At 52.9% G+C, this 19,097-nt stretch carries 12 protein-coding genes, 3 pseudogenes and 1 riboswitch; of the genes and pseudogenes, 10 read left to right on the top strand and 5 right to left on the bottom strand.

What is annotated here, in order from left to right:
• Nucleotides 1–282: 282 nt before the first annotated feature.
• Both PYR66_12160 and PYR66_12155 read left to right on the top strand, forming a co-directional pair.
• The gene (locus PYR66_12160; GenBank protein WEF26111.1) at nucleotides 283–2,583 is read left to right on the top strand and encodes an FdhF/YdeP family oxidoreductase; all 2,301 of its coding nucleotides are present in this window, start codon (nucleotides 283–285) and stop codon (nucleotides 2,581–2,583) included.
• Nucleotides 2,584–2,784: 201 nt separating this feature from the next.
• Nucleotides 2,785–3,675, top strand: a complete 891-nt coding sequence (locus tag PYR66_12155) for a LysR family transcriptional regulator (protein ID WEF26110.1) — start codon at nucleotides 2,785–2,787, stop codon at nucleotides 3,673–3,675.
• Nucleotides 3,676–3,805: 130 nt separating this feature from the next.
• Here the strand turns inward: PYR66_12155 and PYR66_12150 are convergent, their stop codons facing one another.
• Nucleotides 3,806–5,212, bottom strand: coding sequence for an MFS transporter (locus PYR66_12150; protein WEF26109.1), 1,407 nt, complete (start codon nucleotides 5,210–5,212; stop codon nucleotides 3,806–3,808).
• 319 nt (nucleotides 5,213–5,531) lie between these two features.
• Here PYR66_12150 and PYR66_12145 point away from each other — a divergent pair.
• From PYR66_12145 to mgtR, 3 genes and pseudogenes are all read left to right on the top strand, one after another.
• Nucleotides 5,532–5,660, top strand: a pseudogene (locus PYR66_12145) (hypothetical protein).
• 494 nt (nucleotides 5,661–6,154) lie between these two features.
• Nucleotides 6,155–8,887: a magnesium-translocating P-type ATPase gene (gene mgtA / locus PYR66_12140; protein WEF26108.1), complete on the top strand. Its 2,733-nt coding sequence runs from the start codon at nucleotides 6,155–6,157 to the stop codon at nucleotides 8,885–8,887.
• Between the two features lie 21 nt (nucleotides 8,888–8,908).
• On the top strand, nucleotides 8,909–9,001 hold the full coding sequence (mgtR, locus tag PYR66_12135) for a protein MgtR (protein ID WEF26107.1): 93 nt from the start codon (nucleotides 8,909–8,911) through the stop codon (nucleotides 8,999–9,001).
• A 300-nt stretch (nucleotides 9,002–9,301) separates the two neighbouring features.
• Here the strand turns inward: mgtR and PYR66_12130 are convergent, their stop codons facing one another.
• Together PYR66_12130 and PYR66_12125 are read right to left on the bottom strand one after the other, a co-directional pair.
• Complete coding sequence (locus PYR66_12130) at nucleotides 9,302–10,285, bottom strand: amidohydrolase family protein (protein WEF26106.1); 984 nt, start codon at nucleotides 10,283–10,285, stop codon at nucleotides 9,302–9,304.
• 46 nt (nucleotides 10,286–10,331) lie between these two features.
• Nucleotides 10,332–11,039: an SDR family oxidoreductase gene (locus PYR66_12125; protein ID WEF26105.1), complete on the bottom strand. Its 708-nt coding sequence runs from the start codon at nucleotides 11,037–11,039 to the stop codon at nucleotides 10,332–10,334.
• A 152-nt stretch (nucleotides 11,040–11,191) separates the two neighbouring features.
• On the opposite strand from PYR66_12125, the gene PYR66_12120 reads away from it, so the two are divergent.
• The 3 genes and pseudogenes from PYR66_12120 (at nucleotide 11,192) to zapE (ending at nucleotide 13,571) form a co-directional block, all read left to right on the top strand.
• The gene (locus PYR66_12120; protein ID WEF26104.1) at nucleotides 11,192–12,133 is read left to right on the top strand and encodes a LysR family transcriptional regulator; all 942 of its coding nucleotides are present in this window, start codon (nucleotides 11,192–11,194) and stop codon (nucleotides 12,131–12,133) included.
• Between the two features lie 52 nt (nucleotides 12,134–12,185).
• Nucleotides 12,186–12,431 (top strand): annotated as a pseudogene (locus PYR66_12115) (Tn3 family transposase).
• A 117-nt stretch (nucleotides 12,432–12,548) separates the two neighbouring features.
• Nucleotides 12,549–13,571, top strand: a complete 1,023-nt coding sequence (gene zapE, locus PYR66_12110) for a cell division protein ZapE (protein ID WEF30435.1) — start codon at nucleotides 12,549–12,551, stop codon at nucleotides 13,569–13,571.
• Nucleotides 13,572–13,646: 75 nt separating this feature from the next.
• Here zapE and katG read toward each other — a convergent pair whose 3' ends face one another.
• Both katG and PYR66_12100 read right to left on the bottom strand, forming a co-directional pair.
• Complete coding sequence (gene katG, locus PYR66_12105; protein WEF26103.1) at nucleotides 13,647–15,824, bottom strand: catalase/peroxidase HPI; 2,178 nt, start codon at nucleotides 15,822–15,824, stop codon at nucleotides 13,647–13,649.
• A gap of 268 nt (nucleotides 15,825–16,092) precedes the next feature.
• A pseudogene (locus PYR66_12100) lies at nucleotides 16,093–16,200 on the bottom strand (LysR family transcriptional regulator).
• 96 nt (nucleotides 16,201–16,296) lie between these two features.
• A riboswitch (ZMP/ZTP riboswitch) is annotated at nucleotides 16,297–16,376 on the top strand.
• Nucleotides 16,377–16,393: 17 nt separating this feature from the next.
• Between PYR66_12100 and PYR66_12095 the strand changes: the two are divergent.
• A complete protein-coding gene (locus tag PYR66_12095) occupies nucleotides 16,394–17,026 on the top strand; it encodes a LysE family translocator (GenBank protein WEF26102.1) in 633 nt (210 codons plus the stop codon).
• A 143-nt stretch (nucleotides 17,027–17,169) separates the two neighbouring features.
• Nucleotides 17,170–19,089 (top strand): penicillin-binding protein 2, encoded by a 1,920-nt coding sequence (gene mrdA / locus PYR66_12090; protein WEF26101.1) that lies wholly within the window; start codon nucleotides 17,170–17,172, stop codon nucleotides 19,087–19,089.
• Nucleotides 19,090–19,097: the final 8 nt, after the last annotated feature.

The raw sequence follows: 19,097 nt of genomic DNA, 5'->3' as shown, positions 1-19,097 counted from the left end.
ATTATCAAATAGGTTAAATTTAACACCCGATAGATAACATCTATTATACAACACGGTTCAGCATGTTATTATTTGGTTAACGAAAAGACTTGCTCATTTCATTTCAATCAGACATTTAGTTAGAGATTAAAAACAACGAGTTAATCCTGATTTTCATCATGCGACATGAATGAGAAATCTTTATTTCCCGCTTATTTGTTGTGGTTATTTAACATCACGGCAAACAACCGGGCGATGTTGTTAATAATCCCCGTTAGCTGAATAGAGTATTCAGGAGTTCATATGAATAAGAAAAAACGTGCGGTGCCCGGTGTTCATCCTTACGATGGCCCGGCAGGGGGATGGGGGGCGTTAAAAGCCACCGCAATCGCCGTGCGCACGCAAATGGACGCATTCGACGCCCCTGTAACGCTGCTGCGCACTAACCAGCCTGACGGCTTTGACTGCCCCGGCTGCGCCTGGCCGGATAAAGAACATAAATCAACCTTCCAGTTCTGTGAAAACGGCGCGAAAGCGGTCACCTGGGAAGCCACCAACAAACGCGTCACGCCGGAATTTCTTGCCGCTAACACGGTCACGTCGCTGTTGGCGAAAAGCGATTTCGAGCTGGAAGGCTACGGACGCATTACCCATCCTCTGGCCTACGATCGCGAGAGCGACACGCTGCGCCCGGTATCCTGGGAACGTGCGTTCGCCCGTATTGGCGACATTCTGCAAGGTATGCAGCCCGATGAAGTCGAGTTTTATACCTCCGGGCGCGCCTCAAACGAAGCGGCGTACCTGTTCCAGCTGTATGCCCGCGAGTTTGGCACCAACAACTTCCCGGACTGCTCCAATATGTGTCACGAGGCCACCAGCGTAGGGTTGCCGCAGTCGATAGGTATCGGTAAAGGAACGGTATCGCTGGACGATTTCGAAAATACCGAACTGGTTATTTCTATCGGCCACAATCCGGGCACCAACCATCCGCGGATGATGGGAACGCTGCATGAGCTGTCGCGCCGTGGCGTGCCGATCATCGTTTTTAATCCGCTGCGTGAACGGGCGCTGGAGCGTTTTGCCGACCCGCAGAACGTGATTGAAATGGCGACCTACAGTTCGACCAATATCGCCTCAACCTATTTCCAGGTCAAAGCGGGCGGCGATGCGGCGGCGCTGAAAGGGATCGCCAAGGCGCTGCTCGAAATCGAAGCGGATCAAGGCCAGGTGTTGGATCAGGCATTTATCAACGAACATACCCTCGGTTTCGCGGCGTTTGCGCAAGATTTATCCGACACTCACTGGCAGGAGATTGAGCGTGAGTCTGGCCTTACTCGCGACGATCTTGAACGTGTTGCCGTCGCTTATGCGCAATCGAACGCTACCATCATTACCTACGGTATGGGGATCACCCAGCATAACAAGGGGACCTCTAACGTGCGCTTGATCGCCGATCTGTTGCTGATGCGCGGCAACATCGGCAAACCGGGCGCCGGGATCTGCCCGCTACGCGGTCACTCCAACGTGCAGGGCAACCGTACTGTTGGTATCACCGAGAAACCGAGCGCCACGTTCCTGAACCGTCTTGAGAGCGTGTTTGGTTTTGTGCCGCCGCAAGGCCACGGCCATGATGCGGTTAAAGCCCTGCAGGCGATGGTCGCCGGTGAGGCCAAAGCGCTGTTGTGCCTCGGGGGTAACTTTGCGGTAGCCATGCCGGATCATGAACGGGCGTTCCCGGCGATGCGCGGGCTGGATCTCAGCGTGCATATCGGCACCAAGCTCAACCGTTCGCATCTGCTGGTGGCGAAAGAGACTTTTATTCTGCCGTGTCTTGGCCGTACCGAATTGGATGTACAGGAGAGCGGACGGCAGTCGATTACCGTGGAAGACTCGATGTCGATGGTTCACGCCTCATCCGGCAAACTGAAACCCGCCTCTGACCGCCTGCGTTCAGAACCGGCGATCGTTGCCGGTATGGCGATGGCGACGCTGCCGAACAGTAAAATCGATTGGCTATCATTGGTGGCCGATTATGACCGGATCCGCGAGCTTATCGAGCAAACTATCCCCGGATTCGAGGACTACAATGCGCGTATTCGCCATCCGGGCGGTTTCCGCATGCCGCTGCCGCCAACCGAGCGAATCTGGCCGACGCCGACCGGCAAAGCAATGTTCTCGGTGTTCAAGGGGGTGCATGAAAACCTTCATGTTGACGGCGACGATGTCATGCGTCTGGTCACGCTGCGCAGCCACGATCAGTACAACACCACTATCTATGCGATGGACGATCGCTATCGCGGGGTGTTTGGCCGTCGTGATGTGTTGTTCATGAATGAGCAGGATATGGCCGAGCAGGGGCTGGAGCATGGCGACCGTGTGGATATTACCACTGCGCTGCCGGATAGCGATCTGCGTCTTGAGGATATCACCGTGGTCGCGTATAGCATTGCGCCGGGGACCGTGGGCGCTTATTACCCGGAAGCCAACGTGTTGGTGCCGCTGGATTACATCGATGAAGAGAGCGGCACGCCGTCGTATAAATCGGTTCCTATCCGCCTGACCTTGCGTTCGAAAGAGATCCGCGCCGTCGCTGGCCTTCGTTAACCTGCCGTTGGTCGCCCGTGAGCTGTCCCCAGGCCACGGGCGCCATTTATCCTCGTGAATCCCATTGCGTCCCTGTCCCTCGATCCAGTGGCTTGAAAACCTTTCGCACCGCAAGTAACATTTAAATAACATATGTAGCTGCAGCTGTGTTCTGCATCGCGTTCGCGTATGACCCGCGGGCGTTAATATTCTGGAAATAAGATGGACATCAAACAGCTGAAATACCTGATCGCTCTCGATCAGACGCGCCATTTTGGCCAGGCTGCTGCGGCCTGCCATATCACCCAACCGACGCTTTCGATGCGTATTCGCAATCTGGAAGACGAACTTAATCTGACGTTGATTCAGCGCGGCCAACGCTTTGAAGGCTTCACTCCGGAAGGTGAACGGATTCTGGCATGGGCGCGGGCGTTGCTCGCCGCGCACGACGGGCTGGCGGCGGAAGCGGCGATTTGTCGCGGGCAGATGGTCGGCCAGCTGCGGGTTGGCATGGTGCCGTTGGCCAGCCTGAATCCCATGCAGTTAATTAAGCCGCTGGCGGAGAAATACCCTGAGCTGCAGTTCAGTCTGCTGTCGATGACCTCGGAGCAAATTATTGACGGCGTCAGTCGCAACCAGCTCGACCTCGGTATGTGCTATTTGCACCATGTAGATAGCGAATTGTTCAATGTGGCCTGGCTACCGGCCACGCGCATGGGGCTATTGCACGACAAGCGTCATTTTCAGTTCGACGACGCCATACCAGAGTGGGATACGCTCGCGGGGCTGCCGCTCGGTTTCCTCACTAAAGGGATGTATTACCGTGAGTCGATCGAAATGAGCTTCAAAGCCAAGGGGTTAACGCCGAAATACGTCTTTGAGAGCGATTCGACGTTTCAGATAATCCAGGCGGTGCAGGCGGGGATCTGCTGCGCCATTATGCCGCTTAACAACGGGCTGGAAGCGCTGAGCGATAATCTGGCGATTATCCCCATTGCGGAAACCGAAGTGGATTCGATGCTGGCGCTGATCATGCGCAAACAGGAGCCGGTCTCGTCGCTGGCGGAAAAATGCTTCGCCGATGCGCAGATGATTTTTAGTGAATCGCCATAAGCTGACTCGTGTAATGGCTGATGGTATTAAGTGGGGTGAGCGCCTTGCTAATGCCAGGTTTACTTCGCTATCAAGAAACAAAACTCGCGCGCAACGCCGCCGCACGCTTCAGCGACGGCGTTGCCGGGCTTTAGATATTTTCCAGGCGAATACCGCGTGTCTTCGGCCCGAACACGCCAACAGAGAGCATGACCATCAGCATACTGGCGACGATAAAGCTAATCACCCCTGGGGTGCCCGCATACTGCAGGATCACGCCGATCATAATGCTGGTGACGGCGGTCGACAGGCGGCTGAAGGAGTAACAGAAGCCGACCGCGCGAGCGCGGATGTGAGTGGGAAACACTTCCGCCTGATAGGCATGGTAGCTAATGGTCAGCCAGGCGTTGGACCAGGTGATCATAAAGCCGCAAACGATCAGCAGCACCGGATTGTTCTGCAAAGCAAACAGGGTGCCGAAGACCACCGTCATCAACGCTGATAGCACAATTTGCCATTTGTTTTCAAAACGATGAACAAAGCGGGTGCAGAACAGGCAGCCAATCGGGTAGGCGAGCGTAATAAAGAAGGCGTACAGCAGGCTGTGGGTAATACTGGCGCCCTGACCGGAGAGCAGGGCGGGCAGCCAGTTGCCAAAGCCGAAAAAGCCGATGGCCTGGAAAAAGTTCATTACCATTAACATGATGGTGCGCCGACGGTACTCCGGTGCCCAAATTTCTTTAAAGGTGCCGCGTTTTGGCGCTTCTGCCTCGGGGCTGTCGTGGCGCGGAGAAGGCGACAAACCGCAGCGTTGTTCCATTTCGCACATCACCTGATGTGCGTCGTCGTGGCGGCCTTTGGTTTCCAGCCAACGGGCCGATTCCGGTAGCCTTTTACGAATGACCCAGATAACCAGCGAACACAGCGCGCCGATAATAATCACCCAACGCCAGCCACTGAGACCGAGGAAAGTTATCGGCACCAGCAGCCATGACATCAGCGCCACCGCCGGTACCGAGAGAAACTGAATAAAGAAGGCGTAAGCAAAGGCTTTGTTACGTAAATGTGTCGGCATCCACTCGCTGAGATAGGTGTCGATGGTGACCAACTCAATCCCCAGGCCTATCCCCACCAGGAAGCGGAAAAAAATCACCCCTTCGGCGCTATTCTGCAGCGCCATAATTAGGGAGAAGATGCCATACCATGCCAGCGCGAACATAAATGTCAGGCGGCGGCCCAACTTGTCGGCCAGCGGCGCGAGCAGGCTGGCGCCGATAAACAATCCCATAAAGGTCGAAGAAGCGAAGGCCGCCTGATCCGGGATACCGAAGATCCCCTCTTTGCCGACATGGAAAATGTTGTCGGCCAGCAGCCCGGTACTGATGTATCCCGTTTGGAAAAGATCGTAGAGCTCGAAAAATCCGCCTAACGACAGCAGGGTGATAAAAGACCATAAGCCGAAGGAGGAGGGCAGCGCATCAATGCGCGCGGTTAAACTTGCGCGATGTTGTCCTGGCGGGCTAAAGGCGGCCTCGCCGAGAACCTGGGTGGTAGACATATTATTATTTTCCTCAGGAGAAATGTTTGCCTGCTAATGTTAATTGATTGTTAATAGTTTTAAATTTTTAATCGTTAGCGGCATTGCATTTTAATAGTTAAAAATCATGCTGTTTGCGTTTTTTTATAATGAATATGCTGCTTTTTCATCTTCGCTAGCGCCAGAATTGAAGTAAATGACCAGAGGTCGAAACCAGGAATAAGTGAAATGGTGACGCGAGCAAAACCACCTACATTTGCAGCGTGTACTCTATGCATGAAAGCGTCAGGCAGTAAAAGCGGCCATCGCCGTGGTGCTGTCGTTAACGATGACTGCCGCACCGGCGTCGATGCTCAATCAATTGCCGTATTATCCGGGCTATGAGTGGCGGGTGGTTGGTGATGATCTGGTGTTAATAGCACTGAGCACCGCGGTGGTTACGACAATTATTAACAGCGTGTTCGATTAAATTAATACTCCCCGTAAAATCGGGGGGCTCTTTTTATTCCCTCATTTTTTCTTAAACCAATCCTCACTGGAGGGCGTATTTAACTTTACACCTTTTATTTCCGAACTATACTAAGCACAACTTCACACAGGAGAGATATGTTGGACAGTCACCCTTATTTAAACATCAAGGCAAACTGACGCTATCTACTCTGCGCTGTTTGCCAACCGGCAGGCAGCAATCCCATCCCGACCATGATTGCCTCCTGAAAACCTGAGTTCGCAATTTTTTGCGAGGTAAATCATCATGCTATTATTTTTCTACGCCCTGTTTCCTCCGCCTTTTCGGCGGTAATTAACGCTCATTTACGGCTTATTGATGTTGTCTCACTGCGGATCAAAAAATCCAGGCGGCGATATCTAATGCGCGTATTCGGTGAGTAAAAATAAATAACATCAAAATATGCATGATTTATTTATGCAGGGATCACTACAGCTAAATTTTGGGGATGAATCATGACTGACATGAAATTAGAAAACCGGAATGCCAACCGGTCTGCGTCAGAAAATGATAAGCAGCATAAAAAGAGTTTTGCCATTGAGACTGAGGCTTTTAACAGCCCGGACCATACGCTGGCGCGATTAAACAGTAGCCGCCAGGGACTCACCATGGCTGACGCACTGGAACGGCTGGAAGACTATGGCCGCAATGAAGTAGCGCATGAAACCGCGCCGCCGTTTTTAATTCAATTACTGCAGGCGTTTAACAACCCGTTTATTTACGTGCTGATGGCGCTGGCGGCGGTCAGCTTTATTACCGACTACTGGCTGCCGCTGAGCAATGGTGAAGAGACCGATCTGACCGGGGTCATTATTATCCTGACGATGGTGAGCCTGAGTGGACTGTTGCGATTCTGGCAGGAGTTCAGAACCAATAAAGCGGCGCAGGCGCTGAAATCAATGGTACGCACCACCGCCACGGTACTGCGTCGCGGGCCGGGTCATGTCGGCCCAGGCCAGGAGGAAATTGCGATAGAGGAGCTGGTGCCGGGAGATATTATTTTTCTCGCCGCCGGTGACCTGGTGCCAGCGGATGTTCGTCTGTTGGAATCACGGGATCTGTTTGTTAGTCAGTCAATTCTCAGTGGTGAATCACTGCCGGTAGAAAAATATGACGTCATGGCCAGCGTGTCAGGTAAATGCAGTGACCGTTTACCCGCGCCGGATAAAAATAAAAGTTTGTTGGAGATGGGCAATATCTGCCTGATGGGGACGAACGTCACCAGCGGTAGGGCGCAGGCGGTGGTCGTGGCGACCGGTAATCGAACCTGGTTTGGTTCGCTGGCGAAATCGATCGTCGGCACCCGCACGCAAACCGCCTTTGACCGCGGGGTCAATAGCGTGAGTTGGCTGCTGATCCGCTTTATGCTGATCATGGTGCCGATCGTGCTGCTGATTAACGGCTTCAGCAAAGGCGATTGGGTCGAGGCCTCGCTGTTTGCCCTGGCGGTGGCGGTCGGTTTAACGCCGGAAATGCTGCCGATGATTGTGAGCTCGAATCTGGCGAAAGGGGCGATAGCGATGTCGCGGCGCAAAGTCATCGTTAAGCGCCTGAATGCCATCCAAAACTTTGGCGCAATGGATGTCTTGTGTACGGATAAAACCGGCACGCTGACTCAGGACAATATCATTCTCGAGCACCATCTTGACGTCGGCGGCGCCGAAAGCAACCGGGTATTAATGCTGGCGTGGCTGAATAGCAGCAGCCAAAGCGGGGCACGCAACCTGATGGACAGGGCCGTTCTGCGCTTTGGTGAAGGGCGGTTGGCGCCGACGGAGAAAGAACGTTTCGTTAAGCTTGATGAATTGCCGTTTGATTTTATACGTCGCCGCGTATCGGTCTCGGTTGAAGATAGTCGTTTTGGCGACAAGAGTTTGATTTGCAAAGGTGCGGTCGAAGAAATGCTGCGGGTCGCCAGCCATATTCGCGAAGGCGACAAGGTGGTTGAGCTGGACGCGCTGCGTCGTGAACTGCTGCTGGCGAAAACCGAAGACTTTAACGCCCAGGGCTTCCGGGTACTGCTGGTCGCCACCCGCAAGCTGGATGACGCCATGCCAAACGTGCCGCTGACTGCGGCAGATGAGCAGGGACTCACCGTTGAAGGCATGCTGACATTCCTTGATCCGCCGAAAGAGAGTGCGGGCAAAGCGATTACTGCGCTGCGGGATAATGGCGTCGCGATGAAGGTGCTTACCGGTGATAATCCGATGGTGACAGCGCGAATTTGCCTTGAGGTCGGTATTGATGCGCATGACATCCTCACCGGCGATCGGGTTGAGACAATGACTGACCGCCAGCTGCAACAGGAGGTGGAGAAACGCGCGGTATTCGCCAAACTGACGCCATTGCAGAAGTCGCGCATTTTGCAGATGCTGCAAAAAAACGGCCATACCGTCGGTTTCCTTGGCGATGGGATCAATGATGCGCCAGCATTGCGTGATGCCGATGTCGGCATCTCCGTCGATAGCGCGGCGGACATCGCCAAAGAATCCTCGGATATTATTCTGCTGGAAAAAGATTTGATGGTGCTGGAAGAAGGGGTCATCAAAGGGCGCGAGACCTTCGGCAACATTATCAAGTATCTGAATATGACCGCCAGCTCCAACTTCGGTAACGTTTTTTCAGTCCTGGTCGCCAGCGCGTTTATCCCGTTTCTGCCGATGCTGGCGATTCATCTGCTGATTCAGAACCTGATGTACGACATCTCCCAGCTGTCGTTGCCATGGGACAAAATGGATAAGGAGTTTTTGCGTAAACCGCGTAAGTGGGATGCGAAGAATATTGGTCGCTTCATGTTATGGATTGGGCCAACGTCATCAATATTTGATATCACCACCTTCGCCCTGATGTGGTACGTCTTTGCCGCTAATCACGTCGAAGCGCAGGCGTTGTTCCAGTCCGGCTGGTTTATCGAAGGGTTGCTGTCGCAAACGCTGGTTGTGCACATGTTGAGAACGCAGAAAATTCCGTTCATCCAGAGCCGGGCGACGCTGCCGGTGATGTTAACCACCATCGCCATTATGGCCATCGGCATCTATATTCCCTTCTCGCCGCTTGGCGCCATGGTGGGGCTTGAACCGCTGCCGTTGAGCTATTTCCCGTGGTTGGTCGCCACGCTGCTGAGCTACTGCCTGGTGGCGCAGGGTATGAAACGTTTCTATATCAAACGTTTCGGCCAGTGGTTCTGATAACAGCAAGGAGAGATGACGATGAATCGTTCACCGGAAGATCTCATCGCCTGGATGTTTTTGCTGGCCGGTTTGCTGGTACTGGCATTGGCGATACGGCAAATTATTGAATAACGAGGTGCGCTATGCGAAAAGCGTCGTTGGACCACCTATTTATCCGGGTCGCGCTGATGATGGTGATTATCATCTTGTTGACCGTCTGGATTAGGTAGTAGAAATGGCCCGGGGCATCATCACCCCGGGCTTCGTGTTATTTACCCGGCGGTTTAACTTAGCAGCGGCAGGGAGCCGGGCATTTTCTTCAGATTAGGGGTTCGAGGGCCAATGATGTAAAAAAAACACGTTAAGGGCATATCATGCTGTTTTACAAAGCTAATATTAGAGGTCATATAAGTTGCTTTATTGCAGTTTAAGTTAGTCCGCGTTTCTGTCACGAGTCAGGCGCATCCAGTTACTGTGAGCAAAAGCCGCCTTCTCATTTTCATTGAGGTTACATTTTTCCAGAAATTGCCTCGCATCATTACCAGTGCGATATTGAAAAGGATAATCGGTCGAAAAAAGAATACGTTCCGATCCTACTATCGCAACCGCCCTGTCGAGGAAATGAGGAAGGAACATTCCGCTCGCCGTAACATACAGATTTTCCCGCAAGTATGATGCGATGGGTAATTTCAGATTTGCAACCCGGTTCATTGCTGCCACGCGTTCTGCATAAAATAATACCAGCTCTCCCCAGTGCCCAAGGATCATCTGGAGGCCCGGAAGGCGGTCAAATGTGCCCGACAACACCAGACGGATAAACTGAATTCCCGCATCATAGTGCCAGCCAAGGCCATAAGTGGCGAAAGCCGTATTAACCTCCGGACTAAAGCCTGAGTAATACGCAGTTCTGACGGCTTCATCCGGCGTTCCCGGATGAATTAATACCGGCACATTCAGGGTTTCAGCACAGCTAAGAACAGGGAAATATGCAGGACTGTCTAAATGTTCAGCCCCACCGCTGCATAGCATCGTTCCTTTCAAACCCAGGGTCTTAATACAACGTTCCAGTTCGATAGCGGCTTCATCAGGCATAGAGACAGGCAGGGTTGCCAGCGCCTGAAACCGATCTGGATATCTTGCGACAACTTCGGCAATACTATCGTTGATTCGCTGCGCCATATCGAGACTCTCCGGCCCCAGGCCCTGAAGCGCAGGTGACGTCAGAGACAGTACCTGCACATCCAGACCCGTTTCATCCATCAGGGCAATGCGCTCATCAGCAAGATCAAACAGTCGGCGCTTAGTGATTCCGGAGTTAAACGCAATGCTGGGGTCTTTTGCTTCCAGACCCGATGCTTTCCAGGCCTCACAGACATCTTCTGTCAGAAAATGCTCTTCAATACCAATCAGCTTCATGTTCACTCTCCTTTCTGAAAACACCGGGTCTGTACTGGCGTACTGATCACCACGGTACGGTTTTCCCTTCACGATCGAGGTATTGCAGTCCTGGCTTACCCTGCTGTGAAAGTATGACGTTTACGACTTTCGGAATGCTTTGCTCAATGCTGAGTGGCGCATCAGGCCCGCCTAAATCAGTACGCACCCAGCCAGGAGCCATTAATAGCAACGTCCGCGACTCTCCGGCATGGCGAGCGGCGTAGCTTCTCATGTACATGTTCAGCGCGGCCTTTGAACCCCGATAAACTTCATGCCCACCGTTCGTATTGCTGCTCACGCTGCCCTGTCCTGACGACATAATACCGATAGTACCTTTTTCAGACACAAGGTCCTGCAGGCTTTCAATAACGCGCATTGGGCTTAACGCGTTGGTCACCATTACCTGTGTAAACTCTTCAGTTGATACCTCTGCGATGGTCTCATTCTGGTTCTTGTCGGCGGTACCGGCATTATGGAAGAGGATATCCAGGACCCTGTTGGACAGCCGCTCCCGAAGCGATTTAATTTGTTCCTGATCGGTGACATCAAGATGTTCAATTTCAATGCGGCCTGGATTTTTATCCGACAGATCATGTAACAACGTTTTGTCTTTTCCGCGCACGGTACCAATGACGTGCCACCCTTTGGTCACAAATTCCGCGGCCATTGCATGGCCAAGACCACGTGAGGCACCGATGATGAGGATAGTTTTTGGTGTAGTTGAATTGTTCATAGATAACTCTCCAGATTATAGAGCGAAAGGTGGTGTCCTTTCGGTATGTGAACAACTCTATGCCTGATGAAGATAATGCGGAAGACGCACAGATTACATTTATACTATGCACCAGACGCCTCACTTCTTTTCAAAACCGGATATCATGAAGCATGACTGACCCCGATCTTAATTTACTCATCGCACTCGATGCGCTCATCGCTGAAGTCAATGTGACGCGCGCCGCGCGCCGTCTGGGATTAAGTCCTTCGGCAATGAGCAGAACGTTAACTCGTCTTCGTGCTACGACAGGTGATCCTCTTTTAGTTCGGGCAGGACGTCAGATGGTACTGACACCCTATGTTGAAGCTATACGTGAAAGCACCCAACACACTGTCTCTGCGGCTTTGGCCATACTCCGCCCTTCAGTGGTACCGCCAGATTTATCCAGACTGGAAAGGACATTTACAATAAGGACGAACGAAGGTTTTGTTGAGGCTTTCGGTGCTGCACTTATCGCAGCGGCGGCTGCAAAAGCACCTCTTGTTCGTCTTTGTTTTGCAGCCAAAGAAGAAAAAAGTGCAAAGCATTTACGTGAAGGTCTGGTTGATCTGGAAATTGGTGTTTTAGGTGAGATGGGGCCGGAAATACGCTTACAAGCGCTGTTCAGGGATCGATTTGTTGGTGCGGTGAGAAAAGGTCATCCACTGCTTGATCAGAAAGATAGTATTACTGCTGCGAAATATGCTTCATTTGACCATGTCATTACTTCCCGTCATGGACTCGCCAGTGGCCCCATAGACAAGGCACTGACTGAATTAGGATTCGAACGGAGAATTGCGGCTGCGGTGCCGAGTTTTCCTGCTGCAATGGCTGTGATGATGGCATCAGATTTGGTTGCGCTCGTACCCGCTTCCTTCCTCATAAACCGGATCAGTAGTCATGAACATGATACTGCAGCATTCTGCACGTTCGAACTTCCGGTAAAAACCCCGGAAATAACCATATCTCAGATGTGGCATCCACGCTTAGATGCCGATCCTGTCCATCGCTGGTTGCGACAACATGTTTTAGAAGTTTGTCGGCAACAAATGCAGCGGATCACTAAAAGCTGATGATCTTGATGTTGTTTCTGGAATGAATAAAATTCGGCAGAGACGCTCACATATCGGTGCTCTGGGCCTGGTGACGAATGCGGTTGTGCTGTGGAATACTCTTTACATGCAAGAGGCATTGTCACATCTTCGCAAATCGGGGGAAACGCCTGAAGAAGAACATCTGGCAAGATTATCGCCGCTGATACATGGCCATATAAATATGCTGGGGTATTATACGTTTTCGTTACCGGAAGATATTTTGAAGGGTGTGCTAAGGCCACTAAATTTCAATACAAACAATGAATTAGTGTCTTAGCGTGGTTTTTTACATCATTGGACCTCGGACCCCAAATGTTAAATAATTCAGAAACGTACCATAAGCTGATTGTCGCCGCGGCGGCATGTTTTGCCGGAAATAGCGGTGGCGAGTCCCATGTTGCAGCGTGCTGATTTTTGTTTTAGCGCCGTGATGGCAGAGGCGGCGACAAAAGAAAATTTAACCCTCGATGGCGATCAGCTATCGTTAATCGCCGATTTGCACACGCTGAGCCAGCAAATACTCCAGCCACAGGTGGCGGTGAAGGGCTTGTACGTCTGGGGGCGTACCGGACGCGGTAAGAGTTTTATCCTCGATCATTTCTTCGCGAGTCTGCCGCTGTGTGAAAAGCGTCGGGTTCATTTTCATCACTTTTTCCGTGAGCTGCATCAGCGCCTGAATGCGCCATCGGCACCCTCTTTACCGCACGTCGTCGCGCAAATGACGCAGAATTGTCGTTTGCTGTGTTTTGATGAATTCCACCTTCACGATCCTGCCGATGCGATGCTGATAAAAGTGCTGTTGGAACATCTGTTCACGCAAAACATTGTCTTGTTGGCCACCTCAAATTATCCCCCGGATCGTCTGCTGCCAAATCCGCTTTATCACGATCGCTTTTTACCCTCTATCAATCTTATCAAACAACATATGACGGTCGCTGCGCTCAACGGCGATCAGGATTACCGTGAGCGGCATGTCTCGCGGGAAAATGACTTCTGTCATGGAAAACTGCTGGTGCAGCCGACACGCCATCTGCGCGCAACGCTTGATTTACCGGAAGTCGCGGAACACCCTCAGCCGCTGACCGTGGGGTATCGCACCTTGCACACGGCGTCGGGCAACGGCGCGTTTCTGCATTTCACCTTCGACCAACTCTGTCAGGCGCCGACATCGGTCATGGATTATCTGACCTTGTGCGAGCAGCATCGCAACTGGTTAGTCGAGGGGGTTCCGGCGTTGGGGGCGGTTAGTCCGGCAGCGCAGCAGCGCTTTATCAACGTGGTGGATGTTTTGTATGAAAAACAGTGTCGATTAACACTGATTGCCGATTGTGTGCTGGAAAAAGTCGTGGAAGGGGTGGCGTTGGATGATATCCAGCGAACCTACAGTCGGTTACTGCAACTGGCGCGCGAAGAATAAAAAAGAGCCACTCCTGAATGAGCGGCTCTGTTAGACCGGATCCCACCGGCGGTTATTCACCGCCGGGTAGGGTGATTACAGATCGAAACGGTCCAGATTCATCACTTTCGTCCATGCGGCAACGAAATCGCTGACGAATTTCTGTTGCGCATCGGCACAAGCGTACACTTCCGCCAGCGCGCGCAGCACTGAGTTCGAGCCAAACACCAGGTCTACGCGGGTAGCGGTATATTTTGCTTCGCCGCTCTTACGATCGCTGCCGGTAAACAGTTCAGATTGTTCATCAGCGGCTTTCCACACGGTCCCCATATCCAGCAGGTTGACGAAGAAGTCCGTACTGAGGACGCCGACGCGATCGGTGAAGACACCGTGTTGGCTACCGTCAAAGTTAGCGCCCAGAACGCGTAAACCGCCAACCAGCGCCGTCATTTCCGGTGCCGTCAGGGTCAGCTGTTGCGCTTTATCCAGCAGCAGGGTTTCCGTCGACACGCCGCCTTCAATACGACGATAGTTACGGAAGCCGTCGGCCATCGGCTGCAGCAGATCAACAGATTCGATATCAGTCTGATCCTGACGCGCATCAACGCGACCCGGCGCAAATGGCACGTTCACACGTACACCCGCCGCGGCGGCGGCCTGCTCAACGCCGACGACGCCAGCCAGCACGATGATATCGGCAAGGGAGGCTTTACCCGATGCTTTCTGGATGGCCTGGAGAGTGGGCAGCACTTTGCTGGCGATAGCGTTCACCGGCCACTCTCTTTGCGGCAGCAGCGCCAGGCGAGCGCCGTTGGCGCCGCCGCGTTTATCGCCGCCGCGGAAGGTCGATGCGGAAGCCCAGGCAACAGACACCAATTCGCTAACCGACAGACCGGCATCGGCAATCGCCGTTTTCAGCGTGGCAATATCAGCCGTGGTTGGATTATGTGTGGCTGCCGGTAACGGATCCTGCCAAATCAGATCTTCTTTTGGTACTTCCGGGCCGAGATAGCGGGATTTTGGCCCCATATCGCGGTGAATCAGTTTAAACCAGGCGCGGGCGAAAGCTTCGTTGAAGGCCTGCGGGTCGTTGAGGAAGCGGCGAGAAATCTTGCCGAATTCCGGGTCGAAGCGCAGCGTCAAGTCGGTAACCAACATGGTTGGCTTGCGTTTTTTACCAGGGTTAAACGGATCCGGAATGATCTCCGGCGCGTCCTTCGCTTCAAACTGAATCGCGCCTGCCGGGCTGCGAGTTTGTACCCACTCATATTTGAACAGGTTCTCGAAGAAGTAGTTGCTCCACTGGGTCGGCGTTTGCGTCCACACCACTTCCAGACCGGATGTGATCGCGTCGGTGCCGCTGCCGCTGCCGAAGCTGCTGGCCCAACCGAGACCCTGTGATTCCAGCGGGGCGGCTTCCGGCTCTGCGCCGACGTGGGTAGCCGGTGCGGCGCCGTGGGTTTTACCCAGCGTATGGCCGCCAGCGATCAGCGCGACGATTTCTTCATCGTCCATCGCCATGTTGCCGAAGGTCGCGCGGATAGCGTCAGCCGCGGAGAGCGGGTCGCCGCTGGCGTTCGGACCTTCCGGGTTAACGTAGATGAGGCCCATTTCGGTAGCGCCCATCGCTTGCCTTTCCAGGCTTTCCGGGTGACGGTGCTTCAGCCACTCTTTTTCATCACCCCAGTCAACGTCCAGATCCGGTTCCCAGACGTCTTCACGACCGGCGCCGAAACCGAAGGTACGGAACCCGGCGTTTTCTAACGCCACGTTACCGGCCAGCATATACAGGTCGGCCCAGGAAATTTTCTGGCCATATTTTTGCTTCACCGGCCACAGCAGGCGACGCGCTTTATCAAGGCTGACGTTATCCGGCCAGGAGTTGAGCGGGGCGAAACGCTGTTGCCCACGGCCAGCGCCGCCGCGACCGTCAACGGTACGGTAGGTACCCGCGCCGTGCCATGCCATACGAATAAACAGACCGATGTAACTACCCCAGTCCGCTGGCCACCACTCCTGCGAGTCGGTCAGCAGCGTGCGGAGGTCGGCTTTCAGTGCGGCGTAGTCCAGTTTTTTGAACTCTTCCCGATAGTTAAAGTTTTCACCCAACGGGTTAGAGCGGTTGGAGTGCTGATTCAGCAGGTCCACACGAAGTTGGTTCGGCCACCAGTCACGGTTGGAGGTACCGCTGCCGGCGCTTTGCTTCGGCGTTTCGGCATGAAAAGGACATTTCCCTGTGGATGCGTTGTTAGCGGGATCTTTAGACGTGCTCATATCAGGCTCCGTTTGCTTTTGTGAATGCCATTACGATATACACTGCTACCAATAAGCGATATTTGAATGAGTCTACGGATTTAATAGTTTTTACCGTTCAACAAAGGTAAATAAAACCATAGTTTTATTATGTTAAATCGGCGATTAATTAAAACCACATCTTTAACCATAGTCGTAACGGAACAGTAAAGGAAACGTTATAACGACTTAGCCTGCACGGATCGCCACTTGTTTGAGATATGACAATTTTACTGCGATGAAAGGATGAGCGTTGCCAGTAGAGTGGTGAGCCAAAAACCGCAGTAAAATAATCAATGACGGCGCTAACATTGAGCGAAGGATGGCGGGCATGCGGATAGATTGCCGCAATCTCTGAACGTCTGGCTGCGGGGATTGGCGCTGTATTTTATTCACGCGTCCAGAATCTGATAGCGCGCAGGCGTTGTCGGCAGGCAAAGAATAAGCTAATACTTAGGCACCATGTTACTGGCGCTAAAGACAGAAGACTGTCGGGGAGCATGGTCGCCGTCGCCGCGCGCCTGGGCATCACTGACATCTGTGGAGACGTTATGCCTGAGTTTGCTTCATTAATCACGTTTGCCGCCGTGGCGCTGGGGCTGGTGCTGACGCCCGGCCCGAACATGATGTATCTCACCTCGCGCTCGATTTGCCAGGGGAAACGCGCCGGTTTGATCTCGCTTGGCGGCGTGGCGCTGGGTTTTATGTTCTACATGCTGTGTGCGGCCTTTGGCATTAGCGCGCTGGTCTTCGCCGTCCCTTATGCCTACGATGCATTGCGTGTTTGCGGCGTCGCTTATCTGTTATATCTGGCATGGCAGGCGATTAAACCAGGGGCGCGGTCGCTCTTTGCGGTACGTGATTTACCGGATGATAGCGGACGTAAGCTGTTTCTGATGGGTTTTATTACAAACCTGGCCAATCCTAAAATCGCCATCATGTATTTATCGCTACTCCCACAATTTATCACCCCCGGGCACGGCAGTGTCCTCAGTCAGTCACTGGTGTTAGGCTTTATCCAGGCGTTAATCAGCGTTGTGGTTAACGGAATCATTGTGGTGATGGCCGGTCAGGTCGCGCGGTTTATTGGCCAGCGTCCAGGCTGGCAACAATTTCAACGCTGGTTGATGGCGAGTGTGCTCACGGGAATGGCGGTGAAGATCGCTTTTGAGAGCCGGAGATAGCCGACAACATTGGATGCCTAACAAACTGATACATTTCTGTTAGTTCATTAGCAACCTTTCAATAGGGCGCTGGCGCCAATAAGGCTATTCTTCTTCGCCTTTAATTTTTTGTGCTATCCAGTGACTTAGGTAAATTGCCGCCAATGGCCCTATTGAGAGATGAGATCCGCGACCACTCGGCGGAAGAGATGCTATTTATCCGCCGTGCCGTCATTGCCTTCTTATTGGTGGTGGTCTGTTTTGGGGTGTTGATTTTTAATCTCTACCATTTACAAGTGGAACAGCACGACTTTTATCAGACTCGTTCAAACCAGAACGACATCAAAATGCTACCGATCGCGCCCAGCCGTGGGTTGATTTTTGATCGTAACGGCATACCACTGGTACAAAACATTACCCTCTATCGTCTGCAGGTCATTCCCAGCAAAATTGCCAATATGTCGGCGCTGCTACAGGCATTAACGCCGATTGTTGATCTGACGCCGGATGATATCGCCAGCTTCCGTGACGATATGCACCACAACAGTCGCTATAAAGAAGTCACGCTGAAATCTGACCTCAACGACGTTGAAGTGGCCAGGTTTGCGGTCAACGAATTCCATTTTCCAGGCGTTACCGTCGAGAGCTATCAGCAGCGTAGTTATCCGTACGGCGCCGAGCTGGCACACGTCGTCGGCTATGTCTCTAAAATTAATGATAGCGATTTACAGCGGCTGGCGAAAAATGGCGAAGAAGAAAACTATGCCGCTGACCATAACATCGGTAAGCAGGGCATTGAAGGCTACTACGAGAAAGAGCTGCATGGCACGACCGGCTATCAGGAAGTTGAAGTCGATAACCACGGCCGGGTCGTGCGCTTATTGAAAGAAGTCCCGCCGATCGCTGGTAAAAACATTTATCTGACGCTCGATCTGCATTTGCAACAGTATATTGAATCGGTACTAAAAGGGCAGCGTGCCGCGGTGGTGGCGGTCGATCCGCGCGATGGCGGGGTACTGGCAATGGTCTCCAGCCCGAGCTACGACCCAAATCCCTTCGTCAAAGGCATCGGTTATCAGGCTTATAAATCTCTGCTCGATAATCAGGATCGTCCGCTGATTAACCGCGTGACGCAGGGCTTATATCCGCCAGCATCAACGGTAAAACCCTATATGGCGCTCTCGGCGCTCTCTGCTGGCGTGATTACGCCGAACACCACCTTCTTCGGCGCGCCGACCTGGACGCTTCCCGGCACTCAACGTCGCTATCGCGACTGGCTGAAAAGTGGCCACGGCATGCTGAATGTGACTAAAGCCATTGAAGAGTCGGCGGATACCTTCTTCTATCAGGTGGCTTTCGAAATGGGTATTGATCGTATTCATGAATGGCTGAGTAAATTCGGCTATGGCCAATCGACGGGCATCGATCTTAACGAAGAATATGCAGGGGTGCTGCCGAGCCGCGAATGGAAGCAGCGGGTACATAAAAAACCATGGTATCAGGGCGATACTATCTCTGTCGGCATTGGACAGGGTTACTGGATCGCCACGCCGATTCAAATGGTGAAAGCGCTGACCACGCTGCTTAATAACGGCAAAGTGCAGGATCCGCATCTGCTGTATTCGATGAAGCAGGGGAATAAGGTCGAACGCTACCAGCAACCGGCTAACCTGCCGCAGGTTGGCGATCCGAAATCGCCATACTGGGGCATTGTGCGTAATGGTATGTACGGGATGGCGAATTTGCCGAACGGGACCGGGTATAAGCTGTTCCATACCGCGCCGTATCAAATTGCGGCGAAGTCAGGAACATCGCAGGTATTCAGCCTGAAAGAGAACCAAACCTATAACGCTAAAATGATCCCGGTACGCCTGCGCGACCATATTTTCTATACCCTGTTCGCGCCGTATCAGCATCCGAAGGTGGCCATGGCGTTAATCCTCGAAAACGGCGGCGGCGACGGCGTCGTGGCCGGGCCGACGGCGCGTGCGATTCTCGATCATATCTTCGACCCGGCCAATGCGCCGGCAGCGGACAATGCGCAACACAATGTCCCACAGGTCGATAGCGCCGATGCGCAATAATGGCGCAG

It is taken from the genome of Klebsiella aerogenes, from assembly GCA_029027985.1.
Lineage (GTDB): Bacteria > Pseudomonadota > Gammaproteobacteria > Enterobacterales > Enterobacteriaceae > Klebsiella > Klebsiella aerogenes_A.
This window is presented reverse-complemented; position numbering and strand designations above follow the sequence as displayed.